The organism is Methanothrix sp., from assembly GCF_030055635.1.
Taxonomy (GTDB): domain Archaea; phylum Halobacteriota; class Methanosarcinia; order Methanotrichales; family Methanotrichaceae; genus Methanothrix_B.
This window is the reverse complement of the sequence record NZ_JASFYM010000005.1, coordinates 1-24,754: the sequence shown is the minus strand read 5'-3', so window position 1 is coordinate 24,754 and position 24,754 is coordinate 1. Positions and strand designations below refer to the sequence as shown.

The 24,754-nt window shown below is 54.3% G+C and carries 21 protein-coding genes and 2 tRNA genes; 12 read left to right on the top strand and 11 right to left on the bottom strand.

Annotated elements, in window-relative coordinates:
- The first annotated feature begins 443 nt into the window (after positions 1-443).
- From QFX31_RS03070 to QFX31_RS03060, 3 genes are read left to right on the top strand one after another with little or no spacing between them, the layout of a single operon-like run.
- The gene (locus QFX31_RS03070) at positions 444-1,397 is read left to right on the top strand and encodes a methanogenesis marker 9 domain-containing protein (RefSeq protein ID WP_348530674.1); all 954 of its coding nucleotides are present in this window, start codon (positions 444-446) and stop codon (positions 1,395-1,397) included.
- Positions 1,398-1,445: 48 nt separating this feature from the next.
- A complete protein-coding gene (locus QFX31_RS03065; RefSeq protein ID WP_348530673.1) occupies positions 1,446-2,300 on the top strand; it encodes a triphosphoribosyl-dephospho-CoA synthase in 855 nt (284 codons plus the stop codon).
- 9 nt (positions 2,301-2,309) lie between these two features.
- Positions 2,310-2,891, top strand: a complete 582-nt coding sequence (locus tag QFX31_RS03060; protein WP_348530672.1) for a DUF447 domain-containing protein — start codon at positions 2,310-2,312, stop codon at positions 2,889-2,891.
- A 53-nt stretch (positions 2,892-2,944) separates the two neighbouring features.
- Here the strand turns inward: QFX31_RS03060 and QFX31_RS03055 are convergent, their stop codons facing one another.
- The 5 genes from QFX31_RS03055 to QFX31_RS03035 form a co-directional block, all read right to left on the bottom strand.
- Positions 2,945-4,975 (bottom strand): NosD domain-containing protein, encoded by a 2,031-nt coding sequence (locus tag QFX31_RS03055; protein ID WP_348530671.1) that lies wholly within the window; start codon positions 4,973-4,975, stop codon positions 2,945-2,947.
- 241 nt (positions 4,976-5,216) lie between these two features.
- A tRNA-Phe gene (locus QFX31_RS03050) sits at positions 5,217-5,289 on the bottom strand.
- A gap of 2 nt (positions 5,290-5,291) precedes the next feature.
- Positions 5,292-5,365: transfer RNA gene (locus QFX31_RS03045), tRNA-Val, on the bottom strand.
- A 142-nt stretch (positions 5,366-5,507) separates the two neighbouring features.
- A complete protein-coding gene (locus QFX31_RS03040) occupies positions 5,508-6,107 on the bottom strand; it encodes a YkgJ family cysteine cluster protein (RefSeq protein ID WP_348530670.1) in 600 nt (199 codons plus the stop codon).
- The gene (locus QFX31_RS03035; RefSeq protein WP_348530669.1) at positions 6,104-6,649 is read right to left on the bottom strand and encodes a GMP synthase subunit A; all 546 of its coding nucleotides are present in this window, start codon (positions 6,647-6,649) and stop codon (positions 6,104-6,106) included. The genes QFX31_RS03040 and QFX31_RS03035 overlap by 4 nt, the downstream gene beginning before the upstream one ends.
- 108 nt (positions 6,650-6,757) lie before the next feature.
- Between QFX31_RS03035 and gpmI the strand changes: the two genes are divergently transcribed.
- Positions 6,758-8,287 carry a 2,3-bisphosphoglycerate-independent phosphoglycerate mutase gene (gpmI, locus tag QFX31_RS03030; protein WP_348530668.1) on the top strand — a complete coding sequence of 510 codons (1,530 nt, stop codon included), beginning with the start codon at positions 6,758-6,760 and terminating at the stop codon, positions 8,285-8,287.
- A gap of 2 nt (positions 8,288-8,289) precedes the next feature.
- Here the strand turns inward: gpmI and QFX31_RS03025 are convergent, their stop codons facing one another.
- The 3 genes from QFX31_RS03025 to QFX31_RS03015 all read right to left on the bottom strand — a co-directional run bounded on the left by QFX31_RS03025 (position 8,290) and on the right by QFX31_RS03015 (position 10,852).
- Complete coding sequence (locus QFX31_RS03025) at positions 8,290-8,931, bottom strand: hypothetical protein (RefSeq protein WP_348530667.1); 642 nt, start codon at positions 8,929-8,931, stop codon at positions 8,290-8,292.
- A 466-nt stretch (positions 8,932-9,397) separates the two neighbouring features.
- Positions 9,398-10,081 carry a hypothetical protein gene (locus QFX31_RS03020; protein WP_348530666.1) on the bottom strand — a complete coding sequence of 228 codons (684 nt, stop codon included), beginning with the start codon at positions 10,079-10,081 and terminating at the stop codon, positions 9,398-9,400.
- Between the two features lie 420 nt (positions 10,082-10,501).
- Positions 10,502-10,852, bottom strand: a complete 351-nt coding sequence (locus tag QFX31_RS03015) for a hypothetical protein (RefSeq protein ID WP_348530665.1) — start codon at positions 10,850-10,852, stop codon at positions 10,502-10,504.
- Between the two features lie 334 nt (positions 10,853-11,186).
- Between QFX31_RS03015 and thsB the strand changes: the two genes are divergently transcribed.
- Both thsB and QFX31_RS03005 read left to right on the top strand, forming a co-directional pair.
- The gene (gene thsB, locus QFX31_RS03010; protein ID WP_348530664.1) at positions 11,187-12,857 is read left to right on the top strand and encodes a thermosome subunit beta; all 1,671 of its coding nucleotides are present in this window, start codon (positions 11,187-11,189) and stop codon (positions 12,855-12,857) included.
- Between the two features lie 263 nt (positions 12,858-13,120).
- Complete coding sequence (locus QFX31_RS03005) at positions 13,121-14,083, top strand: flavodoxin domain-containing protein (RefSeq protein ID WP_348530663.1); 963 nt, start codon at positions 13,121-13,123, stop codon at positions 14,081-14,083.
- Positions 14,084-14,367: 284 nt separating this feature from the next.
- Here the strand turns inward: QFX31_RS03005 and QFX31_RS03000 are convergent, their stop codons facing one another.
- On the bottom strand, positions 14,368-15,621 hold the full coding sequence (locus QFX31_RS03000) for a tRNA(Ile)(2)-agmatinylcytidine synthase (protein WP_348530662.1): 1,254 nt from the start codon (positions 15,619-15,621) through the stop codon (positions 14,368-14,370).
- A gap of 435 nt (positions 15,622-16,056) precedes the next feature.
- On the opposite strand from QFX31_RS03000, the gene QFX31_RS02995 reads away from it, so the two are divergent.
- Both QFX31_RS02995 and QFX31_RS02990 read left to right on the top strand, forming a co-directional pair.
- Positions 16,057-16,671, top strand: a complete 615-nt coding sequence (locus QFX31_RS02995; RefSeq protein WP_348530661.1) for an ArsR family transcriptional regulator — start codon at positions 16,057-16,059, stop codon at positions 16,669-16,671.
- 20 nt (positions 16,672-16,691) lie between these two features.
- On the top strand, positions 16,692-18,857 hold the full coding sequence (locus tag QFX31_RS02990) for a CDC48 family AAA ATPase (protein ID WP_348530660.1): 2,166 nt from the start codon (positions 16,692-16,694) through the stop codon (positions 18,855-18,857).
- 355 nt (positions 18,858-19,212) lie between these two features.
- On the opposite strand, the gene QFX31_RS02985 is transcribed toward QFX31_RS02990, so the two are convergent.
- A complete protein-coding gene (locus tag QFX31_RS02985; RefSeq protein ID WP_348530659.1) occupies positions 19,213-19,506 on the bottom strand; it encodes a hypothetical protein in 294 nt (97 codons plus the stop codon).
- Between the two features lie 1,297 nt (positions 19,507-20,803).
- Here QFX31_RS02985 and QFX31_RS02980 point away from each other — a divergent pair.
- A complete protein-coding gene (locus tag QFX31_RS02980) occupies positions 20,804-21,208 on the top strand; it encodes a hypothetical protein (RefSeq protein WP_348530658.1) in 405 nt (134 codons plus the stop codon).
- A gap of 32 nt (positions 21,209-21,240) precedes the next feature.
- Here the strand turns inward: QFX31_RS02980 and QFX31_RS02975 are convergent, their stop codons facing one another.
- On the bottom strand, positions 21,241-22,029 hold the full coding sequence (locus tag QFX31_RS02975) for a hypothetical protein (RefSeq protein WP_348530657.1): 789 nt from the start codon (positions 22,027-22,029) through the stop codon (positions 21,241-21,243).
- 257 nt (positions 22,030-22,286) lie between these two features.
- Here QFX31_RS02975 and cobT point away from each other — a divergent pair, with 257 nt between their 5' ends.
- The 3 genes from cobT to QFX31_RS02960 all read left to right on the top strand — a co-directional run.
- Entirely contained in the window at positions 22,287-23,342 is a 1,056-nt protein-coding gene (gene cobT, locus QFX31_RS02970) for a nicotinate mononucleotide-dependent phosphoribosyltransferase CobT (protein WP_348530656.1), read from the top strand.
- A 312-nt stretch (positions 23,343-23,654) separates the two neighbouring features.
- The gene (locus QFX31_RS02965; protein ID WP_348530655.1) at positions 23,655-24,485 is read left to right on the top strand and encodes an Mrp/NBP35 family ATP-binding protein; all 831 of its coding nucleotides are present in this window, start codon (positions 23,655-23,657) and stop codon (positions 24,483-24,485) included.
- 67 nt (positions 24,486-24,552) lie between these two features.
- The coding region (locus tag QFX31_RS02960; protein WP_348530654.1) for a helix-turn-helix domain-containing protein at positions 24,553-24,754 on the top strand (202 nt) is incomplete at its 3' end.

The following is a 24,754-nucleotide window of genomic DNA, read 5'->3' as shown; positions in this document are numbered from 1 at the left end:
AGGATCGTCTACCGGTATCGTTGAGGTCGAAAGCATGTGATATCACAGGATCTGTGATCCATTATACAAATATCTCCGGTTTCTGGTCATGTATTCGGATCATTGAAACGCTGCATGCGACATTAGAGGCGTGCCAAAAGGATGAGAGCGTTTGAGATGCGGGTTGGTTTCGTCCAAACACCCCGACAAGGAAGGTCAACCCTTCCATGTCGTGCTCTCATGGTAAATCCGCAGCACTCAGTCCAGCCGGACTCATGGATATCCTGTTCATGGCTCACGAATACGCAGAATCGTTCAGCTGTTCGAGTGCGCAACCAGATTTCTCATTCAGTGCCTCGATCCCAAGAGCGATCTATTGAGCCCGCAAAATGCGCATCTGATTCTTCGGGTTAATAGATGATTCATCGAAAGGCTGATATCCCTGGTCATATTCGAGGATATCGATGCTGAAAATAGGGTATGCATCTCTGAAGAGCCCTGTGGCCATGGTATGCCATGGAAACGCTTGCCCGCCGGATGTGGGTCTTGCAGTCCTTGAGGGCGTAGAGGAGAGAGATGACATCGAGGCGCTCGTCAGAGATGCAGGTGTGCCGGCTGTGCTGTCATTCAGATCAGCATCCCCTGAGGGGCTCATGGAGGCCTCAAGGATCGCAGCCAGGATGCATGCCATCATCGAGATCGATCTCTCTGATAGGGATGCCATGGATCTCATAAGAACATGCGGCCTGCTGAGGCTGATCAAATCCGCCGGCGCCGCAACCTCTCTTCGCATCTCTCCGTCGGCTGTGCTCCCCAAATCTAACCCTGGTGCGATCAAGAGTCTGAGATCCGCAGGGCTGGATCTGATCCACCTCGATCTGAGAGGCTGTGATGGATATGCAACATCGATTCTGAGGAGCATCTCAGATGCCAGAGGTCCAGGAATAATGGCCCTCTCTGATGTTAGATCCTTCGAAGATGCGAAGCGCCTGCTCTCAATGGGCGCGGATGTGATCTCGCTCAGCAAAACCACAGACGAGGAGTTTGCGAGATGGCTATCCTCCGCCCTCAGGAAGTTTGAGGATATCACAGGATGGTACAATGCCCCGAAGCACATATGCGCCGGCGGCGACCTGCGAGGCCTTGCGTTCTGCTGCCCTCCGGTCAAGCCATGCCCTGTTCATGGCGCCCTGAAGAGGCTTGGAATAACGCCAGAGGAGTTCGTGCGGCGGAAGCTCGATCTTGCGAGAGGAACTCCTCTCGAAAAGGGAGATGGGACGTGCTTCGGCAGCCTGATATGGTGCTGCAAGATAACAAAACCCTGCTACATGAGGGACGCGGCCCTCAGAAGAGCAGGGCTGACGCCGAAGGAGTACATGATCCTGAAGAGAGGGGTCGCTGAGGGGCTGCTGCGTTGAATGCACGTGTGCAGCCCTCAGCTACCGTGTAATGAGATGAAGATTGAGATGAACATCATGGATCCGGACAGGATCGCCCAGCTGGCCCAGATGGCCATGCTGCTGGAGCTCTCCTCGAGCCCGAAGCCCGGAAATGTCGACAGGTGCCATGATTACGAGGACGTGAGCTTCAGCCACTTCGTCGCGAGCGCGGTGTTATCATACCCTTCATTCAGGAAGGCTGCATCTGGCGCCTCGGATATAGGCAAGCTTATTTTAGATACGGTCTCCGCATGGCGCGAGTGGGGGCTGAAGGGGAACACGCACTTCGGTGAGATTGTCCTGCTCATACCGCTCGCATCTGCAGCATCCAGGCCCGGACCGCTAAGATCGGAGATACTCAGAGTTGTGGAATCGACCACTGTGGAGGATTCGATCTGCTTTTACAGAGCGTTCGAGCTCGCAGGTGCCAGGGCGGCTGATGTTAATGAGATGAGCCTGAAGGATCCGAAAGCTGTTGATGAGATCGCAGCGAGAGGCATGCGGCTTATAGATCTCATGCGCATCTCCCAAGGGCACGATCTGATAGCTAGGGAGTGGGCCACCGGATTCTCGAGGAGCTTCGAGCTCGCGGATGCTCTCTGCGAGATGATTCCTAGGCACGGGCTGAACAGAGGTGTTGTTCTCACTTACATGACCGCGCTCTCAGAAGAGCCGGACAGCCTTGTGGCTTCCAAATTCGGGATCGATGTCGCTCTGGAGGTCTCCAGGATGGCAGGCGCCGCTCTTAGATCTCATGATGTCATCTCGAGCGCCATGGAGATGGACAGGGTGCTGATCTCGAGGGACATCAACCCTGGCTCCACAGCTGACCTGATAGCATCATCTTTATTTATCGCGCTGATGAGGGGCCTGAGGTTCTGAGGAGATACAATGGATACAGATGCTATTCTTGATGAGCTTGGCATACTTCCAGGCATAAACGAGGTCATAGTCACAACCGAGCGTGACGGCGTGCCGAATGCAGCACCCATAGGGATAATAAGAGGAGAAAGCATAACGGTCCGTCTGTTTCTCGGGACGCACACATATGAGAACGTCCTCGCCACCGGCCAGCTTGTGGCAAACGTAACCCATGACCCGATGATATTCGTGGAGGCCGCTATGTCTGATCTAGGAGAGGGGTGCTTTCTAAGAAGAGATGGAGTGCTGACTTTAAGGGACGCCGAGTCATGGGCGCTCTTCCGGTGCAGCCCCTACAGGACAGACATAATCATGCCAGAGCTCGAGTTCGTCAGGGGAGAGGTCATCAGAAAGGATTTTCGCGCCATCAACCGCGGTGTATCATGCGTGATCGAGGCTGCAATTGCAGCTACAAGGTACAACGCGCTACGTGTGGATTCCTACCTCGAGGAGATAAGAAAGCTCAGGAGAATAGTGCAGAGGTGTGGAGGACCTAGGGAGATCGCGGCCATGAAGCGGCTAGAGGAGCATCTGGCCGCCTCTTTCCCGTGAGTGGGGATTCTTCTCAAGCCTCAACAGATGCGTCGAAGATGTGATGAGTACATTCAATACCCCATCAATGTGTACCTCTCCGGAGGCTCAGCTAGCGGATACGGATCGTCCTCCAGGCCAACGCTCTTGCCCCTGTCCAGTATCCCATCGCTGTTCCTGTCCTCCCCATCCCAGCCGTGCCAGTAGTTGCCCATCCTGCTCTCGAAGCTCCTGCCTCGGTAGCTGTACCGGATGCTTGTGGGGGAGCTCCAGGAATTGCTCGAGATGTACGAAACAACATCGTTTCTGTTCTGAACGAAGCTGTTGAGGTAGATCTGGTTCTCGCTCGACTCCATGGGGTACATGCCCTCATCTAGCGCCAGCCCGTTGCTGTTGTGCGATATGATGTTCATCCTCAGAACGTTCTTCCAGGAGCGTGAGAGCACAATTCCGCTGTTGCATCTAGAGATGTTGTTCCTCTCGATCTTGTTTCCATTCGAATTTTCCAGGCGAATCCCGCTCCTCGCGCCTGTGACGTGGTTTCCGGAGATCTCTGTTTCATATGCCGCCTGGAGCCTTATGCCCTCAGCTGCGTTGTCTATGCGGTTGCCATCCACAACGCCAGTCTTCGAGGCGTTCACGAGAATTGCGGTATCGGCTCCGGTTATGCTGCTGTTGGACATCCTGAATCCGGAGGATGCGGTTATGTGAATTGCTCTGGGCACCCCATCGAACGAGTTCCCGATCGCCGCAAAACCATCAGACGCCTCGACGATCACACCGGAGCTGCTCTGCCTGAGGGTGTTGCCCTTGAGCATGGAGTCCGGGGAGCGGATGAGATGAACGCACAGATCGCCTCTCTCGATGGTATTCGCTGATATGCCTGTGCTTGGGGAGGCGTTCGCCTCTACTCCAAGTCTGCATCCTGTGAGGTTATTCCCGGCAACGAGATTCCCACGGCCCGATGAGATCGACATCCCTATGAGCATATCAGAGATCGTGTTTCCGGCGAGGGTGTTGTTCATGGACCTCTCAAGGATGACTCCTGTCTCGCCACCGCTTATCCTGTTTCCTTCTGCGATATTGTGCTCAGAGTCCTCCATGTGGAGCGAATGCGGGCTGCCGCCCATATCATTCCCGCTTATGGTATTGTTCCTTGAGCCCCTCAAGCTCAGCCCGCCGATCTCGTTCGATCTCAAATCATTCGATGAGATCGTATTATTATCAGAATAGTATATCAGAATCCCGTAGGCATCGTTCATCCTGAGGTCGTTCTCGGTTATGCTGTTGTTCCACGAGCTGTAGAGGTACACAGCGTAGTCGTTCGTCCTTGCGGTGTTTCTGGATATGGTGTTCCTGGAGGAGAGGTATGGATATATGCCGTAATCGTTGTCCTCGAGGATGTTGCCATCAACAGCGCATCCATGAGACTCGGATAGCACTATGCCGTAGTCGTTCGTATATGCAGTGTTGTTTCTTATGACGCAATCGCTTGATCTGTAGGCCTTTATCCCGCTTCCGAGGTTGTAGCTAGCATCATTGCCGTCCACGAGATTCCCGCTCGAACTCAGAATAAGTATGCCGGCATTGTTGTTCTCATGCACCCTGTTCATTCTCAAAGCATTATAAGAGGATGCGGCCACGATTCCGGCGAAGTGGCATCCTGTTATGTTGTTATCAACAGCAGACCCATTACCGCCGAGGAGGAGAACTCCGGTGAACGAATCGCTAACATTGCATCCGGATATGAGGGCGTCCTCTGAGAGAACTCTTATGCCAGCGGCTCCCCACCCGCTCGCGTTCGTTATGATGAATCCGCTCACATTAACGCCATTCGAGGAGACAACAAAACCATCCCGGCCGCCTCCGTTCAGGAGAGGAAGGCCCTCTCCGGAGTCGATTCCGCGTACACTGATGGACTTTGTTATGTTCACGCTCTCCGCGTAAACACCGCTCAGCACCTCTATCACATCGCCATCCTCTGCCATGGCAAGGGCCGCCTGGATGCTTGCGAAATCAGCGTCTCCGTCATCATCAACCCTTATCACGCGCCCCTCAGACGGAAGGACGAGAAGCAGCATGATTGCACATAGCATGAGCCTCATCGCGATCTACCACACCCTCTCATGATACCATCGGTCTGATATGCTTTGAGCTGCGCGCATAAAGCATACGGCAACAGCCCTGTAATGTTCACCCCACATCATAAATAGTTATCCGATGATGGTGGTTGTGGGATATTTCCCTACATTTGGGATCGGCAGTCGGATGTGAACCAGAAAGTGCGGTGCCATCAAATGCCACTCTCGGCGAGAACAAAGATCAAACCAAAAACCATGAACACGATGCCCAAGCCCGGACTCGAACCGGGGACATTCAGATCTTCAGTCTGACGCTCTCCCAACTGAGCTACTTGGGCGATGGGCTCGATGCGATTCGAACGCATGACCTCCGCCATGTCAAGGCGACGTCATAACCAGCTAGACCACGAGCCCACTATCCAACTTGATCCACTATCGGTAAATAAATCCTTCGGTTCCTGCTGTGATGGGTTGTGTACCACAGGTTCTGGACGGAGAACGTCCGTGAAATTGGCATGAGCTGCATCATTCGATCCAACGCCTCTGGTCTCTTTCCTCACTCTGTCCAGCCTCTACGGAGCGGAACCCTGTGAGCCCCCTCTCCATCGTGGACTATGCACACGCCTGTCGGTCTTTCCGGTCGGTCCGCAGCTGCAAATCCTGAGAACCTCGATCTGACCTCCCTCTCCTCCATTATCTCTGAAATGAGACGCCTCTTCAGCTCATGGGCGATGTGCAGCGCCTCTTCATCATCCATCTCCATCCCCAGGCCCCTGCACTCTGACACACGCAGCTCATCGCCGTCGAGATAGAACGGATACGTCCTGCAGATATCAGGGCGTGCTGGGTATATCCTGCACGATCCTGATGCAGCATCGTAGTACGCGCATCTGTTCCCTGAGCGCCTCAGCATCCACTCGAGCGTGTGGAAGTTTCCATCGCTGTCCCAGACGCCGGTCTTCGGGGGCTCGACCACCTCCAGCCATGGCTGGTCTGTGTGAGCGATTACCCTTCTCACCTCTGAGGGGAAGACCAGGACCTCAGCATCCGGGCCGGTGCAGCAGTCACCGCAGCGCTGGCACCTGAACCCCATCGTTTTTATCCTCTCAGCCAGCTCCTCGAGTGATATCCTCTCGGCCCTCTCCAGATCACTCATCTCCTGCATATCTCCAGGAAGTTATCGAAGACCTTCTCCCCGTGCTCTGTGTGTGCGACCTCCGGATGCCACTGGACGCCGTAAAGCGGCCTGCTCTCGTGGCAGATCGCCTCGATCTCGCAGATCGACGAGCGCGCGATAACTCTGAATTCTTCTGGGCAGATGGTCACCTGATCCGCATGCGAGGCCCATGCCATGAACCTGCGTGGCAATCCTTTCAGAATACCATCCTCCTCAAGGACCTCGATCTCGACGTTCGCATACCCGCCGACCCTGCCGGTCTCGACTTTGCCCCCGAAAGTCGCAGCCATTATCTGAAGCCCGAGACATATGCCGAGAACAGGAATATCGAGCGTTCGCAGGTACTCTGAGCACCTACCCGCTCTCTCCATCGACGGACCTCCGCCGAGGATCAGGCCATCTGCAACGATATCCTCAACAGGCGTCTCGTTTGATACAATCCTGGTCTCAACCTTATCTCTTATGCTTCTGTGTATGAGATGATTGAACTGTCCGTAGTTGTTGACCACGAGTATCTTCATCCGGGATTTACTCGGAGGTTTTGAAGATAACCTTTGTGCTGAACTGTAGAGTACGCCCATATCCCGCCCGCAACCACTAAAAAGCCTGGGAACAACCCAGCTGGCATCATGAGGCCGGTGGTTCTTATAATAATGGACGGCTATGGGCTCTCCGAGGAGAAAGAGGGAAATGCAGTTGCAGGCGCCCATAAGCCAAACCTGGACAGGCTCAAATCCCTCTACCCTCACACATCCCTTGGCGCATCAGGGCTCGATGTGGGGCTCCCCAGAGGGCAGATGGGAAACTCTGAGGTGGGTCACCTGAACCTGGGCGCAGGAAGAATAGTCTACCAGGATTACACGCGCATAAGCCTAGCCATCGAGCAGAACAGGCTGAGGGATGTGAGGCAGCTCGTCGATGCGATGGTGACTGCGAGGGACTCGGGGAGAAACCTGCACCTGATGGGCCTGCTCTCGGATGGCGGCGTTCACAGCCACATCACACACCTCTTCGCGCTCCTAGACATGGCAAAGGAGCTCGGGGTCGAGAGGGTTTATGTGCACCCCATACTCGATGGCAGGGACGTTCCACCGAGGAGCGCTCAGATCTACGTATCACAGCTCGAGGAGAAGCTCGCCCGGATCGGCATCGGGAGAATCGCCACCATATCCGGGCGCTACTATGCGATGGACAGGGATAAGCGATGGGATCGGACCGAGGCTGCGTACAGGGCCATGACCGAGGGTGTGGGGATCCAGGCAGCCACCGCAGAGGAGGCGGTTCGCATGGGCTATGAGCGGGGCGAGACCGATGAGTTTCTCAAACCAACCGTGATCGATCCGCAGGGGCTCGTCCGGGAGGGGGACAGCATGATCTTCTTCAACTTCAGGCCCGATCGCGCCCGCCAGATAACCAGAGCTTTTGTGCAGCCGGATTTCAGGGAGTTCAAACGCATGTATCTCAGACCGTTTTTCGTCTGCATGACACAGTACGATGAGAGCATCGACGCTCCGGTCGCATTTCCTCCTGAGTACCTGAAGGAGACTCTCGGCGAGGTCCTGAGCAGGGCCGGCCTCAGACAGCTCAGGATAGCAGAGACGGAGAAGTACGCGCATGTCACATACTTCTTCAATGGAGGGAGAGAAGAGCCGTTTACCGGCGAGGACAGAATCCTGATACCATCTCCTAAGATACCGACGTATGATCTGAAGCCAGAGATGTCTGCGCCGGAGGTCACGTCCACGGTTGTGGAGCGCATCAGGTCAGGGGGATATGATGTTGTGATCATGAACTACGCCAACCCTGACATGGTCGGGCACACCGGTATATACGAGGCGGCTGTGCGTGCCGTTGAGGCTGTCGATCGCGGCGTCGGCACTGTCGTCGATGAGGTTCTCTCCAGAGGCGGGGTTGCTCTCATAACCTCAGATCACGGGAACGCGGAGAAGATGCTGGAGAAAAGCACAGGAGAGCCGCACACAGCGCACACGACCAACAGGGTGCCCTTCATCCTGGCCGGCTGCGATGATGTCAGTGGGCTCAGGGATGACGGGATCCTCGCGGATGTCGCGCCCACGATGCTCGAGCTGCTTGGCATAGAGAAGCCCAGCTCGATGAGCGGCAGATCGCTAATAAAAAGGGTCGATCAAATGGATTGATATCACGAGTGCACTACGTCCATGACGGTGCCGGTGCCGGTCACAAGAGCTGCATCTCCATTGGTGCCGAACCTGCTATAGCTTCCTGTGATCGTGTTGTTCTCCTGCACCAGGGTCAGCTTGTAGAGCACATTCTCCCTGTACTTCTCGCCGTCGAACACCTGGATCAGGTCGAGGCGCACATCCTCTCCTACCGAGCCCCTGGCCTTGAGCGGGATCGTCGAGTTCCCCTCAAACAGGCTGCCTGTACCGTAAAAGACCGTGCCAACAGGATACAGCAGAAGCTCCACATGTCTGCCGTCGGAGAGGTTCATGCTCCAGCTCCCGCTCAGGTTGATCTGCGCCCGCTGTTCCACAGCACTGGTGCTCTCTGCGGTCGTGTTGCTCTCATTTGCCGCAGAAGCATTGCCCGTCGCGCTGGTCGTCTTGACCGGACCTGGCTCAGGCATCGACATGTCTGGCTTTGTTACGGGTTTCGGCATGCCCATGTTCGGCCTCTCAAAGCCGACTGGTGTGCCTGTGTCTGATCCTATATCATAACCACCAAGCCAGTTCACGCCGCCTGTCCCTGTGGGGCAGCCAGCATTAGCGGCCCCGGCGAGCACAAAAAGCATGAGCAGAGCCGATATCGCTATTATGCGCATGGCCTCTAATCATACCCTCCAGGCTTTAAAGCTTGCCATCAGCCATGCCTTGTGGATGCCGTTGCTCTGTGCTCCCTGGACAATTGGCATTCGGCCATGCTCCTTTTTGATCACCGCTCACCAGCTTCGATATCTCAGATGGTGGTTTGTGAGCTGTTATCGACCGGATCATGCATCCGTATCATCAGGACCAACCACATGCCGCACATCATGATGTCAGTGAATACCGACCCCTAACAGGCTGCTCATCGTGTTGGGAGCTTGGATTACTGAATGCTTATGGTGGAATCGGCATCCAAGAACGAGACTCAGAATCAGCCGGATGGATGATGGTTGCAGGTCTCAATGATTCAAGCTCACGAAAGACCATCAATTCAGGCACAAAACCACGAGACAAGTTCAACAATCATAATAATTTATTTTAGGTTAAATGATATACATTGTATTTATATTTTATTTATGTATATCACATGTTCTCGGACAGGCTCGAGAGCCTGTTGATCAGCCAGTTGGTCATGAATCCCGTGAGGAAGCATACTAGCATTGTCGAGAAGACGGTGTCATCGGATTTAACATTGAATGCGATGAGGCCGCTGCTGAAGAGCAGGTACGCCATGTAGCCGAATATCATGCTGAGAAGCGGTATCGTCGTGTACCAGATCCGCTTGTACCTGACCACCATTCCCTCTCTCCGGAGATCGTCCACAACCCCTGTGAGTATCTGGGAAGACGAGCCGAGTCCGGCAAAGAAGGAGCTCCACAGCGGTACCCCCAGAATCCTGATATCAGAGTAGCCGTATATCAGCGCTCCGAAGATCATGGCAGAGAGCACTCCGTAGAGCACCGCGTAAAGGCCGTAGAGCTTGAAGAAGAAAGATACAGTCCTGGAGCTGTGAATGCGCAGTCCGCGTATGTTGTGCTTTGCCTCGTTGATCGCGCTGGTCAGCTCATACTTCGCCCTGTCGTAGTATAGGAAAGCATCCGCGTAGTTGTCCTTGCTCATCTCCTTGAATGCCAGGACGTAGAAGTCATAGCTGTTCTTGACATCTATCGAGCTTCTGTGAGCAGCCTGCAGCATCCTTCTCAGCCTTCGAAGGGCCTGGCCGAGACCCTCCGGCGATACTTCCTCAAGAGCGTCTTTTGCTTCCACGAATAAATTTACTTCAGTAATAAGGATATATAGTTTTCCATCGAAAGTTAAATCAAATGATAATAATATTAATAATATTTTCAGCCGCTGCATGAACTTCCTGCCGGATCTGGGAGCCTCATGATACTTCTACCATTCGATTCGACGAATGAGTCGTGCACTCGTATCATGAAATCAGAGATATGCAATCACGTGGGGCTGGTGCAGCATTATGCAGGTGCACGCTGACCCCTGAGAGCCTGTTCAGCTATTCTGGCAGACGACCGACGAATGGGTAACGCGATGATGGTGCACTCATAGTGATACGAGCTCCCCGCCGGGCCTGAAAAGCCACGAGGATTGCTGCCGGAGGCATCTTGGATCCCACCGCCTGCTAACACTGCGGCTGGCACAGCAGATCGATCGCTATCTCTTCAGGATTCACCGCATCGTGTATCCGCCGCGCGAATAGAAGAACGTCGGTGGTGTCGTGTAGTAGAACGTCATGCCCCTGAGCCCGTAAACGTTTACGTCCCACCATGGATCGATGCCGAAGTCTGCTGGATCAAATGTCGTCTTAACGAGATACGAGTAGGCAGGGTAGCCATACACTGGGTAGTATGTCCAGGGGCTGTATCTGTAATATGGACTGTAAGGCAAACGGTCTACCGGATAAACCCAGCTGTACTCCCAGCGGTAGCTGTGCGTCAGAAACGGGTTGTACCAGGGAGACAGCCAGTCGTACTCCAGTTTTATCTCCTCCGCCAGGCACGGCAGAGCTAAAATCGCCAACGTCAAAGCTACAAGCATGCATCTTTTTATCATAACCCCACTCACACAGAAGGTTTTGCACCATTAATACTTATGGCTTTCGACGATACTGCCTGGATTGCTGAACCATTCTTTGTGATACCCTCAGCTCCCGCGCAATCCCTTTCGTGGCCACACCTTTGCGGTCTTGACTAAGAACCTAGGAACCTTCGCCCGGTTGGCTTCATATTCCGGACTGTGACGCCGGAGTTAGATGAGACGCGAAATAATTTCGGGACTCCACAAAGCAAAGCCGCTTGGAAATTCTTTTATAGAAGATCAAATACTGTGATCCTGCGATAGTGGAGGCGAGCTTATGGCTGCGTTAGGAGGAGTACCGGTAATCATACTCAAGGAGGGCACCCAGAGGGAGTCTGGCAGGGAGGCGATTGAGAACAACATAATGGCCGCACGTGCGGTCGCAAATGCCGTGAAGACAACCCTGGGGCCGAAGGGCATGGACAAGCTTCTTGTTGATGCGCTTGGGGATGTCACGATAACCAATGATGGGGTCACAATACTCAGGGAGATGGAGGTCCAGCATCCAGCTGCCAAGATGGTCGTGGAGGCATCTAAGACCCAGGACAAGGAGGTCGGAGATGGCACCACAACAGTGGCCATACTGATAGGCGAGCTGCTGAAGCATGCAAGGGAGCTCATGGAGAAGGGTCTGCATCCCACGGTGATCGCACGAGGCTACAGCCTGGCAGCAGGAAAGGCTGTGGAGTTTCTGAACAGCATAGCAAGAGACGTCTCGGAGAAGGACAGGGAGCTTCTGGAGAAGGTTGCCATAACCGCGATGACCGGAAAGCTCGCCGAGACACCGAGCCACAAGGTCGCCAGGTACGCTGTCGATCTCGTGCTCTCCACAGTTGACAAGTTCAACGGGAAGACCGTTGTCGATCTTGACAATGTGATGGTCGAGAAGAGAGTTGGCGGCGGGATCGAGGACTCTGAGCTCGTCCAGGGTGTGATCATAGACAAGGAGAGGGTCCACCAGAACATGCCGACAAGGGTGGAGAATGCGAGGATCGCGCTGCTGAACGTCCCGATCGAGAGAAGGGACACAGAGACGAAGGCAGAGATTTCGATCACATCTGGCGATCAGTTCCAGCTCTTCATGGATCATGAGAAGGAGGAGATCAGGAAGGTCGTGGATAAGGTGATAAGAAGCGGCGCCAATGTGGTCTTCTGCCAGAAGGGCATCGACGATCTAGCACAGCACTTCCTTGCCAAAGCGGGTATCATGGCGTACCGGAGGATGAGAAAGAGCGATCTTGAGAAGCTATCGCGCGCCACAGGAGGCAGGCTCATAACGAATCTTGATGAGCTGAAGCCCGAGGATCTCGGCGAGGCGGCTCTCGTCGAGGAGAGGATTGTGGGCGCAGGACCCATGACCTTTGTCACAGGATGCAGGAATCCCGGATACCTGTCACTGATACTCCGCGGTGGAACACAGCAGGTCGTCGACAGCCTTGAGAGGGCGCTGGATGATGCTCTCCACGCCGTTGCCACAGCGATCGAGAGCGGCAAGCTGCTGGCCGGAGGCGGCGCACCCGAGACTGCTGTGAGCATAAGGCTGAGACAGTATGCTGCCTCCCTGAAGGGCCGAGAGCAGCTCGCGGTCGAGAAGTTCGCCGAGGCGATAGAGGTTGTGCCAAAGACGCTCGCAGAGAACGCCGGGTTTAATCCGATAGACAAGATGGTCGCTCTGAGAAGCAAGCACGAAAAGTTCGGCAGCACATACGGGCTCAACGCATACACCGGAGAGATCGTGGACATGTGGGATATCGGGGTCGTCGAGCCCCTCAGGGTCAAGGTCCAGGCGATATACTCCGCAACAGATGCAGCAAACCTCATACTCAGAATAGACGATGTGATCGCCGCCAAGAAGAAGGAGGAGGGCGAGGAGAAGGAGGGCCAGATGCAGCAGGGCGGAATGGGTGGAATGGGTGGAATGGGAGGATTTCCACCTGGGATGATGTGAGACCACCTCACATCCACTTATTTTTGTTGACCTTATCTCCGGCCTGAAGACCGGAGTTTGGCCCTGCTGCTCTTTATCGAACATGCTCAATACTTTTGGGTAAATCGCATTCTCAGCAGGGTATCTTATGAGTGACCGGTTTGGATGGTAGCGATTTCGTTTGATCAGTAATTCAGGGACCCTCATGATGGTGAGAATATTCGTATCCTGTTCTATCGCACGCAAGGAAGGTGTTAAAAAGCGACAGATCAATACTTCATGGGATGATCCGGACTCTTGTAGTTTATGATAGCAGATACGGCTCGACCGAGGAGGTCGCACGGACGCTCTCGCTGATACTCGGCCCCTCTGATGCTGTTAGGGTCGGCGAGATCCAGCCGGAGCACAGGAGGTTCGATCTCTTCGTTCTGGGCGCGCCCGTGTACAAGGGTGTTGTCAGCCCGAACCTGTGGAACTTTGTGAGGGAGAACCTGAGCTGGTTGCGCGAAAAGAGAATCGCGCTCTTCACCACATCCATAGACAGGAAGGATGGGGAGACAAACCTGGAAAGTCTAAAAAAGATGATCGGAGACAGCGTATTTCTCTCGAGGGCCCTCGGCGGGAGGATGTGCATCGAGAGGCTCAGCTCGAACGATCTCCTTGGAATGGAGTCGTTCTGCAAGAGGAAGGGCTTTCTCTTCCAGGACATAGACACGCTGGTCAGGGAGGAGGTTGTCGAGTTCGGGCTGGAGATAAAGAGAGCGAGAGACATGATCTCGCCCAGAATGCCAATAAACGAACTCCGGAGGCTGATAGATGCGTTTCTGGCATCTCACAGCACATGCACACTTGCAACAGGTTATGGTTCAAGGGTCAGGGCGACGCCTCTTGAGTACCTCTACAGGAATGGCGCAATCTACTTTCTGAGCGAGGGAGGGGAGAAGTTCGCGAACATAATGCTGAACAGCAGGGTCTCAGTTGCGGTCTACGATCCGTATGAGAGCATGAGGGATGTTGCGGGTATACAGCTCTCCGGACGGGCATGCTTTGTCGAGATGGGCAGCGATGAGTACAGCGACGTGCTCAGGCAGAGGGGGATAAGCCAGAGCACAATCTCATCGCTCCCTGTGCGTCTTCACATGGTCAAAATCGTGCTGGAACGAGCTGAGCTTCTCTGCGCCAGGCTGAAATCCAGAGGCTACGAGATAACCCAGATCTATGACTTTCCTGAGTTCGGAGCGATATGATCTGGGTGGTCTCAAGCTCACCATATCGTAGAGCTGCAGGGGGCACGAATGGCAAACTCCTTCCAGCCAGAAGCGATTGACCCGTCAAATACACGGGGCTGATGAACGGAGTTGCCGCCACCCATGCATCCATGCTCGCGTACTTGTGCCATTGAGTCCAGATGCATGCGGTTCTGTGCATTATGCCGGTATGCACCGATTCCTGACAGCCTGCTCAGCTATTCGAGCACACGACCGCGCCCAGGAGTTTCTATGAAGACAAAGAAAGTCGCGCTGAGGAGTGATTACCTGCTCGGATGAGCTCTCGGGTCGCGCATCCTCACGAGCGGCTTGGCGAGATGTCTTCTTGCAGACGGCGGGACCTCGTAGAGACCCTCCTCGATATCCCTTGGGAGATCCACGACCTCAGGCTCCATGGATCTCGTCCTGCACCTCCTGCACCTGTATCCCTGGCCGGCTCCGGCAGACTCCATGCGCCTGCCGCATGCGCAAAGTGGCGGCCTCGATCTCCTTTGCTTCTCCAGAGAGATTATATCGATCTTCTCCAGGTTAAGCGTGCCGGACTTCATGGAGCCGTAGACCTCTATCAGATCTCCAGGAATCAGCGATCTGACGATCTTTCTGAAGCATTTCGTCGGCTCGAACGCGGCGCACTCAATTTTCCGCTCACCCAGATCAAGGGGGAAGAAGACGTGCCCGCCCTCGATCGCTCGCGGCTCCCCGGCAACACTGCCGCGCAGCCTGTAGCTCCTGTCATCACGGAGACATGCATCGCGGCCCCTCATATCTATGATGTGCGCATCCGTCCCCTGGTTTGTGACGTACATCACAGACCTCTCAGGCGCCTCGGATCTTATCATGCTGAAAGCTCTTCTTATCGCATCGGGATCGTCACCGCGAATCCCGAAGAGCACCGGATCGGGCGAGTGAGGGGAGAAGACTATGCGCCTGTTCGAGTAGTCCACAGTATCCCAGGTTGCAGGATACGTCGCTCTATCCGCCTCCCATATCGAACCCTCATCGAGGATTCTCGGCGTCCCCCAGAGCTCTCTACGCCTGTAGGCTATTAGCTCGTATGTGGAGTCATCGAACTCGGATCCGACGGCTGCGAGCGCGCCTATGAGACCCCTCTGATTCTTGAAGCCGCGATGCCATATGCCCTCGGATGTAAGTATCCCCTTCGCCTCCTCGATCTCCAGGATCTCCGTGACCGCCCTTCTGTAGAAACGCCTCATCTCTTCAGTGACCCTCTCTGCAATCACGAGCCCAGGGTTCGTGTTTGTTCCAGAGAGATCCGAGAGCTCCAGGAGAGTGTCCAGGGCGATCTGCCCGATCCTCTCAGGGTCCTCTGCCTCCACGGGTATGGCGATGGCTGCATTTCCCCTGGTCTTGTATCTCGCACACGGATTGAGGCGCACAAGCTTTGGTGTGCAAACATGATGCCCGCTCGCCCTGAGCCTTTCTATGAGAACCGCGGCGAGATATGTCGTGCAGAAGCCCCTCTCGGAGTCCGTGTCATCTATACCTATTATAAGCATCTCCAAACCACATCTGCCGATTCCAGAGAATTGTCACTGCCGGCCACAGAATCGGATGCGTCCATAAATAAGCCTTTGGCTCAGGACTCCACACTCAGGAGCACACAGGAGTTTCTCTGATGTGGCTCCTTCCTGTGATTCAGCGGATCGATAACCTTTCAGAATGAGGCGAAGTAAACAGCAGATGGCTGGATCCATCAGGTTCTCCTCTCCGACGATTCGACCAGACGAGCCTCTGATGTAATACCGATTGTGGACCGGGATCAGCGAGTGGCATGTTGGTAATAACATGGCTCGAAATGGACCGCAGCCCTCGATGTCATAATCCTGCAGTGCTATATGCAATCGATCTCCGTGATACCGGTCAACCAAAACACTTATATCTAACTTTTTGTTACTAACCATCAGTTATGATTTCGCGGTAGGGTGTTCGGCTTGGATCCGGTCGAGCTGCTTGATGTTCTGGGGAATGAGAACAGGAGGCGCATACTTCAGCTCCTCTCGTTCCGGCCATTCTACTTCAACGAGATAGCCAAGAGGCTCGATGTCGGACCGAAGGCTGTGATAGATCATCTTGGTGTTCTGGAGGCAGCCGGGCTGATCGAGTGCTACAGGGATGATAGGAGGCGCAAGTATTTCCGGCTGGCGAGAAATCTCGTTCTGGAGGTTGCGCTGGCGTCGCACTCATATGGGGTTAGAGCGTATGCGCTCTCCGGTCCATCAGTGGAGAGGGAGTCGGACTGCCGCGATCTCAGAGCGATACACAAGGAGCTCTCGGCGCTCGCGGCCGAGATGGACAGGCTCAGAATGATGATGGCAGATGTGGCAAACAGGGAGCTGGAGCTGCGCCAGAGGGCGATGAGAGCGATAGAGGAGTGTGCGACCGATGAGATCGAGGCGGAGCTGCTCTTCTCTCTCCTGTCAGGCAGCTCCACAGAGGAGAAGCTCGCCGAACGGCTAAAGATGCCAGCACCGCTCGTGAGAGAGTCGCTCGCAAGGCTTGAGTCGAGAGGGCTGGTGCGCTTCGAGAATGGCTCCTGGAGCATTTGAATCCGTGAGGAAGATCGCCGATGAATGATCAGATAGTTCTCAGAGTGGCAGAAGCATACCACAGGGATGCGGGTAAGAGCATAGCCAGAATCAGCCTGGATATCATCAACAGGCTGGGCCTGAAGAACGGCGACGTTGTTGAGATACAGGGCAGGAACAAGGTATGCGCACTGGCATGGCCCGGAAACCCAGGCGATGCACCTGACATAATAAGAATCGACGGAAACCTGAGATCAAATCTCGGGGTGGGAATAGACGACAGGGTCTCCGTAAGACGCACTGAGGTGAAACCTGCAAGAAGGGTGCTGCTAGCTCCGACCAGAAGCATAAGGCTGATAGGCGGACCGCAGTATCTCCTGAGGATCCTGGAGGGACGACCGGTCACAAAGGGGGAGCAGATAAGGATAGAGATGATCACAAACTCCCTGATAATGGTGGTTGTGAGCACAACCCCTGCAGGTCCTGTCGTCATAACAAGAGACACGGTCATAAACATAACAAGCGAGCAGATCGAGGGGTTCCAGTTCAGGGATGTAACCTACGAGGATATCGGCGGCCTGAGCAGGGAGATAAGAGCGATACGTGAGATGGTTGAGCTGCCCCTCAGACATCCGGAGGTATTCCAGAAGCTCGGCATAACGCCTCCAAAAGGAGTGTTGCTTCACGGGCCTCCAGGCACCGGCAAGACTCTCATCGCCAGGGCGGTGGCAAGCGAGACCGACGCGACCTTCACAGCCATATCCGGGCCGGAGATAATGTCCAGGTACTACGGAGAGAGCGAGCAGCGGCTAAGGCAGATCTTCGAGGATGCGCAGAAGAGCGCGCCATCGATAATCTTCATCGACGAGATAGACTCGATAGCCCCTAAGAGGGAGGAGGTCGTGGGAGATCTCGAGAGGAGGGTTGTTGCACAGCTCCTCTCGCTCATGGATGGTCTCACATCCAGGGGGGAGGTGATAGTGATCGCTGCGACAAACCGTCCGAACGCCCTCGACCCTGCTCTGCGGCGCGGCGGCAGGTTCGACAGAGAGGTCGAGATAGGGATACCCAATAAAAGCGGCAGGCTGGAGATCCTCTACGTGCACACGAGAGGAATGCCTCTCGAGGAGTCCCTGGATCTGAGCGAGATCGCTGAGATGACGCATGGATTTGTTGGTGCAGACCTCGCATCCCTCTGCAAGGAGGCTGCGATGCACACAATAAGCCGGATACTTCCAGATATTGATGTCGAGGAGGAGATCCCGCCCGAGATCCTGGATCAGCTTAAGGTGAGCCGCGATGATTTCCTCGCTGCAATGAAGAAGATCGAGCCGAGCGCGATGCGCGAGGTTCTTGTGGAGATCCCCGAGGTTCACTGGTCTGACATTGGCGGCCTGGAGGAGGCGAAGCAGGCACTGAGGGAGGCTGTGGAGTGGCCGATAATGTACCCTGAGGCCTTCGAGGCTGTTGGCATAAGACCTCCCAGAGGGGTTCTCCTCTACGGCCCTCCGGGCACAGGAAAGACCATGATCGCCAGGGCGGTCGCAACTGAGTCCCAGCTCAACTTCATAAGCATAAAGGGGCCGGAGCTCATGAGCAAGTGGGTGGGCGAGTCGGAGCGTGCTGTCCGTGAGGTGTTCAGGAAGGCAAAGCAGGCAGCACCTGCGCTGATATTCTTCGATGAGATAGATTCGATAGTTCCCGCGAGGGATTCTGGCAGGGACTCTCACGTCACGGAAAGGGTCGTGAGCCAGCTGCTAACAGAGCTCGATGGTCTCGTCGAGCTGAAGGACGTCGTCGTCCTCGCGGCCACAAACAGGCCGGATCTGATAGACCCGTCGCTCCTGCGGCCCGGCAGGTTCGACAGGATGATATACATACCGATGCCGGATCTGGCTGCGCGAAAGAAGATATTCGAGATATACATGAGAAGGATGCCGGTGGCAGATGATGTTGATATCGATGATCTCGCTGCCAGAACAGAGGGATACACCGGCGCGGACATAGAGATGATCTGCAGGGAGGCAGGCATGCTCGCCCTGCGGGAGAAGATCCAGCCCGGCATCAAGCGCGAGTCACTGCTGCTGGAGCAGATCCAGGTGAAAAGGGATCACTTTGAGAGGGCGTACCAGAACATAAAACCGCACATGCCGCCGGAGACGCTTAAGGAGTACCTGAAGATAATGGAGATGTTTGGCAGCGGCTGAGTGGATTTCATCAGCAGAGGTGGCTGTTTCCTCAGCACTTCGCCAGGGTGTGGCGGCTCGATGCGCAAAGGGGCTGTACTCGACGGCGATGGAATCTCAGGCCCCTCTGCATTTGATTTCAGGGTGCCACCGAATACTTTCGCACTGCATGGCTAACGGCTTCATATCTGTACAGCTACTACTAGCTTAACCGCTCGTCACCGCTGTTACTGCTACTCCCGGACGGGCGGATCTATCCCCCTTCTTTATAATCCTCATCCCTGGGGTTTGACGGACCGGCCAAGACCGCAGAAAGATACGAAGTCGATTGCCTGGGGATACCAGAGATCGCCACTCCGACCACATGATACCATCATCAAATTATGGGTCTGTGAAGCACGGATTGGAACCTTGTGTCTAGGTCTGATGCAATTTTGGCCAAAATTTTGAAGATATCCAGAGAGATCGCTGATATTGCCTCTCCTGCTCTTCTCGCGAGCTCTAAGAGAAGGTCGCATGCCAGGCTCATGATATGTGATAGAGCACCCTTTGAGATCTCAAGAAGGCGCTCAACAGGCAGAACTGTATTCAATTTTTCATTACTTTGTGCCCAGATGTAAAGACATATGATTACCACCATGATGACAAGAACAATAGCGGATTTCCTCATTCAGGAGACCTCTTCGCGTCCGACATCATGATCTCTGTAGTTTGATGTATAATAATTTTTTGTATAGCATTATATCTGCATTAAGTGTAACCTCGGCCACGCCGCAATGAAGAATGTCGCGTTCTCGAATCACCGAACAGCCTCGCAGAATACCCCGGGAACGAATTCAGCAGGAAAATGCTGTGTTGGATAACCTCCCGTGATGACGTCTCAAGATATCGATTCCAGTCTATTCTCCATGTATTCCTAAAATCGTCTTCTGCTTGCGGATTTTCATGACTTATCCAACACAGCACAGGAAAACAAAAACCGCTCTTGTGCATCCATCAACTCGGAGGTCATGCAAGGCTGTTGCTGAGAGCACGCATTCAATCCACGCGAGCGCATAGCAGTACCGCTATCTCTCCGAGCAAGTTATCAGATGGAAAGGGCGAACAAAACATCCCATCCAATGTCCTTCAGAAGCTGCTGGCCTCACTCCGTGCAGTTAAGGTATAAGGCTGCTCAGGCTTTCAGGAATACAGGCAGCTCAGGCATATGTAAACCAGAAGCATGGACATGCCCAGGAGCATGGCCGCACCAATAATGGCGATCTTCATCACAACCACCTTCTGTATGATGAGGCTCTGGAAGAACTATTCAGATCGATAAGTCATGCAAAGCGGAACCTCATCGCCTGGTCTGGCAAGACCTCCTGCTGATGATTCGGCTTGGACGAAAACGATGCGAACGCCAGATAAAAATGCGTTAGCTGTGTAAAGCATCCGCTGCGGGAAGATTCCATAACCTTTTGCCTCCTTATGTGTATCCCCATTCAGAGCTCGCATGCAGGAAATCGCAGATTCGAGATCCAGCCTGGAGCAGGTTATCTTTTGTAAATTTTTGTGGATAAATGAGTACGAATCTCAGATAAGTATTAGAAATAATTATAATAGATACTATAATATAGTATTCATGCCTGTCTGTTTTTCGGGTCTGCAGCCTGCTGATCGGTTCAGGCAAGGGCTTCGCGGGAGAATGTGGGGTCGTGTTCGCGAAGTACCCGGGACCGAGCCGCGCTTTCATACCTTGAAGCCTCTTCTCGAGATCGTCTTCGAGACAGTCTTATTATACAGACGTTCTCGCTGGTCACATGGTGTATTTGCATGGGGCGCTGCTGTAGTCGAATTCTGATGCATTTTTAGGTGGCTTCACCAGCCACGTTCTCTGGGCACCATGAGATCCGATCCAGCATCTCCGATCTGCGCATCACATCTCATGCGAGACGCTTTTATCGTCATCCTGATAATCCCCTTTCATGAGATGCTTAATTCCATGCGTCATGATGCTCCTGGTCGCACAGGCGGCTGCGCATCCTCTTGAGGCCAGCGGAAGGGTGAGCAGCATATCGAGCGGTGATACGTTCATGGTGGATGGTTTCGGCCTTGTTCATCTCGCCGATGTGCGTGCGCCGGATGTCTACACAGCAGATGGCGTCCATTCAAAGGAGTTCACCATGGAGAGGCTTCTGAACGTGCAGGTCTTTCTTGATATCGATAATGTAACAGGCTACCAGCCCGGTGGAACAACAGAGTGTCTCGTATACCTGTCCAACCCGGATGGGACTCCGGATCTGAGAAGGCTCTTCAACAGAATCATCGTGGAGGCGGGATTCGCGAATCTGCACGATGATGATAACGAGTTCGATCCAGCCTCGTGGTGATAGAGAGTAACAGGGCGCAGTGTAACTGAGGATCACATATGCGCGCTAATCACATGCTCCCGGATCAGGCCCTCCAGAAAACCAGCTATTCCTCCAGGGTAGCAGGCCTCGAGCGCATCTAGCTCTGCCATCATCCTGCCATCGAGGCCGGCGCTCCTGAGAAGATCTCTGTACTGCTTGTCGGCAGCTTTCTTATCAGCCCTGACCATCGGGATGTGCAGCCTCGCGACCTGCTCTGGGGTCAGGGCCATGTGTGTCAACCGTATACCTGAACCGGAGACAGCATCCTCCAGAGCGCGGACGAAGGATAGACCCGATGGGCTCAGATCTGCCATGCAGAGAAGAAGCGCCTCCCCCCCTCTTGCTCCAGTGCGCGGATCCCGCAGGGCATCATCCAGCCGTGCTCCGCTCACCGATACAAGGGTTATTCCATACCTGTTGCAGACCGGCCAGATCAGCGGGTTGAGCGCAGACCGATCTATCCAGAGCTCAGCATGTGCTCCTGATGGTCTGTAATCGGGAGCGAGCACATGTATGCCTGGTACCTCTTTCAGAAGCGCATCCCGTGGAATGTACCCCAGCTCAGATGCGAGCGTGGCCCACTTGACCAGACGGCTGGCATCGCTCTCATCAAACTGCCTCGTCACCCGTATCTCGCCCACAAACCCTCCGCATATCGGGTAGTCGGGTTCAACTCTGCGAAGAGCATAATAGAAGAGAGATCTCACAGTCGTCCTGGGCCTGTTGAATTCTCCAAATACCTTAGCAACCCACCTGCACTTTGTTCTGCACGTCTCGGTCTCGACAAAGGGCTCTGTCATCGATGCCATTCTCTTATGCATGCACCTATAAACCTGCCTGTCTCAGGCAGAACGCAAATCATCCGTTAAATCAGATGGACGGGTCGGGGTGTGCACCCACAGCTTCCTGAAGGCACCCAGCTCTCCGAATAGGATACTGAGGAAATGGTTCCCGAGATGGGCGCTTCTTGATAAGCTGCTCTTGAGCAGCGATCAAATAAATTTGATTTAAATAATCCACCGTTGATTTAATATATGCCCAAACAGACTGTATACTCATGTCAAGATGGATACACCCGGATTTCGACTTCAGGCCATCGCGGCCTCTCTTCATGTGCATAATCTCAAACACGCATGTGGGAAAGATCCCAGGAGTGAGCGCAGCCGGCGTAACGCCTGAGCTCACCTTCTACACACCAGGCGCGGATGCTGAGCTTGTCGAGTTCAACAGGATCGTCACAATGCCAGGGCTTCCGGAGACGCCAGGCGGATGCCCGACGCCAGGCATAATCACAAGGGCTGCGCTGAGCATGACCGGTGTGCCGGCGCTCTTCGTTGCCAGCGGTCTGGATAAGAAGCCCGCTGTTCCGTATGTCGAGCTTGGTGGCGCGGCGGGCGGAGATATACGATACGCTCCAGGCGTGCCTGAGGCTCCTCTTATAATGGAGAGGGCCGCGCTGCTAGGAAGAAAGGTATCGGCCCTCTCGGACTGCATATTCATCGGAGAGTCCATAGCCGGAGGCACGACCACAGCTCTCGCAGTGCTGCGCGCCATAGGATACGACGGGAGCGTGAGCAGCAGCTTCGATGCGAATCCGATCGAGCTCAAGATGCAGATCGTCAGGGAAGCCCTTAGGAGATGCGGTGCAGAGCCAGGGGGATTCAGAGATGACATCATGCGGGCGATCGTGGAGTTCGGAGATCCGATGATCCCATGCGCTTTAGGCCTTCTCAGAGGCATCGGCTCATCCACGCGGGTAGTTCTCTCAGGTGGAACCCAGCTCGCTGCGGTGCTGCTTCTGGCCAGGCGGCTTGGGATCGAGGGCGATTTCTCGATAGCCACGACGAAGTATGTTGCAGACGACCCAAGCGCCAGCTTCAGGGATATCGTCGAGGATTCAGGATGGCCGTACTATGTCGTGGATCCCGGCCTTGAGAGATCCAGAATCCCCGTGATCCAGGCGTTCACGAGGGGCTTCGTGAAGGAGGGGGTCGGCGCAGGAGGGGCAGCGCTCCTAGCGGGCATCCTCGGCGTAACGCAGGAGAGGCTGGTCGAGGAGACCGACAGGGTGCTAATGACGGTGGAGCTTCCAGGGTGCGCATCCAAGGCATGAGCCTCTCTAGGGGTGTGACAAAGAGAGGGCGATCACCATCGCATTTCTATTGTAAAGATGCATGCACCATTATATTTTATAAAAATTATTTTAAAAATGAATATATCTTTTCGATGCATATTGCGTTGAGTTAATTCAAGTGCTTTTGCGCAGAGAGGCCATCGCACATCAAACCTCAGACAAAATGAGCAGGATCTGCGATCAGGGCTTTTAAACAATACGGCAAACACTCCTCCGCTGCGCGCACCGATGATCCAAAGGGATTTATCCGGATCACATCTGTATTTGAAGCACCGCTTAGAGGGCTGAGACATGCAAGACAAATGCGATAAGGCATGCGACAGGTGTGATGCGCGCGGGTCCTGCACAGATGAAGTGAAGCGCATGATGAGGATAAGAAGAAAGATGCTTGTGGGAAGCGGCAAGGGGGGTGTGGGCAAAAGCACTGTGGCAGCGTATCTCGCGATCTGGCTGGCGAAGAGGGGTTACACTGTCGGCTTGCTCGATGCGGATATAACGGGACCGAACATACCAAAGCTGCTGGGAATAGAGGAGGACCATCTAACAGTTGGACCTGATGGAATACATCCTGCGACCGTTGGCAGCATCAAGGTCGTGTCGATGGCTCTGATACTTCCGACATCCGGGACCTCGGTTGTGTGGCGTGGGCCGATGAAGATGGCTGCAATAAAGCAGTTCATCTCTGATGTCTGCTGGGGGGATCTTGACTACCTGATCGTGGATCTTCCGCCTGGAACAAGCGACGAGCCCATAAGCCTGGTTCAGCTGATACCGGATCTGGATGGAGTTGTGGTCGTCACAACACCCCAGGAGGTCGCCATTCTAGATACGCAGAAATCTGTCGACATGTTCAGGAAGATGAATGTGCGCATAATAGGCATGGTCGAGAACATGAGCGGTCTCGTGTGCCCGCACTGCGGGGGGAGGATAGATGCATTCGGATCTGGAAATGGTGAGCTCTCTGCCAGAGATATGGGTGTTGAGTTCCTGGGATCTGTTCCTGTGGACCCGGAGCTTAGCATGCTGTACAGATATCTTGATGGGACTGAGATGCGCTCCCCCGGGTTCAGATCGATGGATTCGATCGCATCCAAGATAGCCCGTGCGCTTGATAGAGAGTAACAGGGCGCAAACTCCGGTCTTCAGGCCGGAGTAAGCCCGTACGCAATATAGAGAAGCAACGATCGAGATGAGATCTGCCTACAAGTTCCGGCTGTATCCGACTGAGGATCAGATCAAAAAGCTAGAGGACACGCTGGAGACATGCAGGCAGCTCTACAACGATGCTCTGGCAGCGAAGAAGGAGGCATGGGAGGACGACCGCTACAATCTGACATACTATGAGATGGCGCATCAGCTATCAGCAAACCGCAAGAAAAATCAAGCTCTCG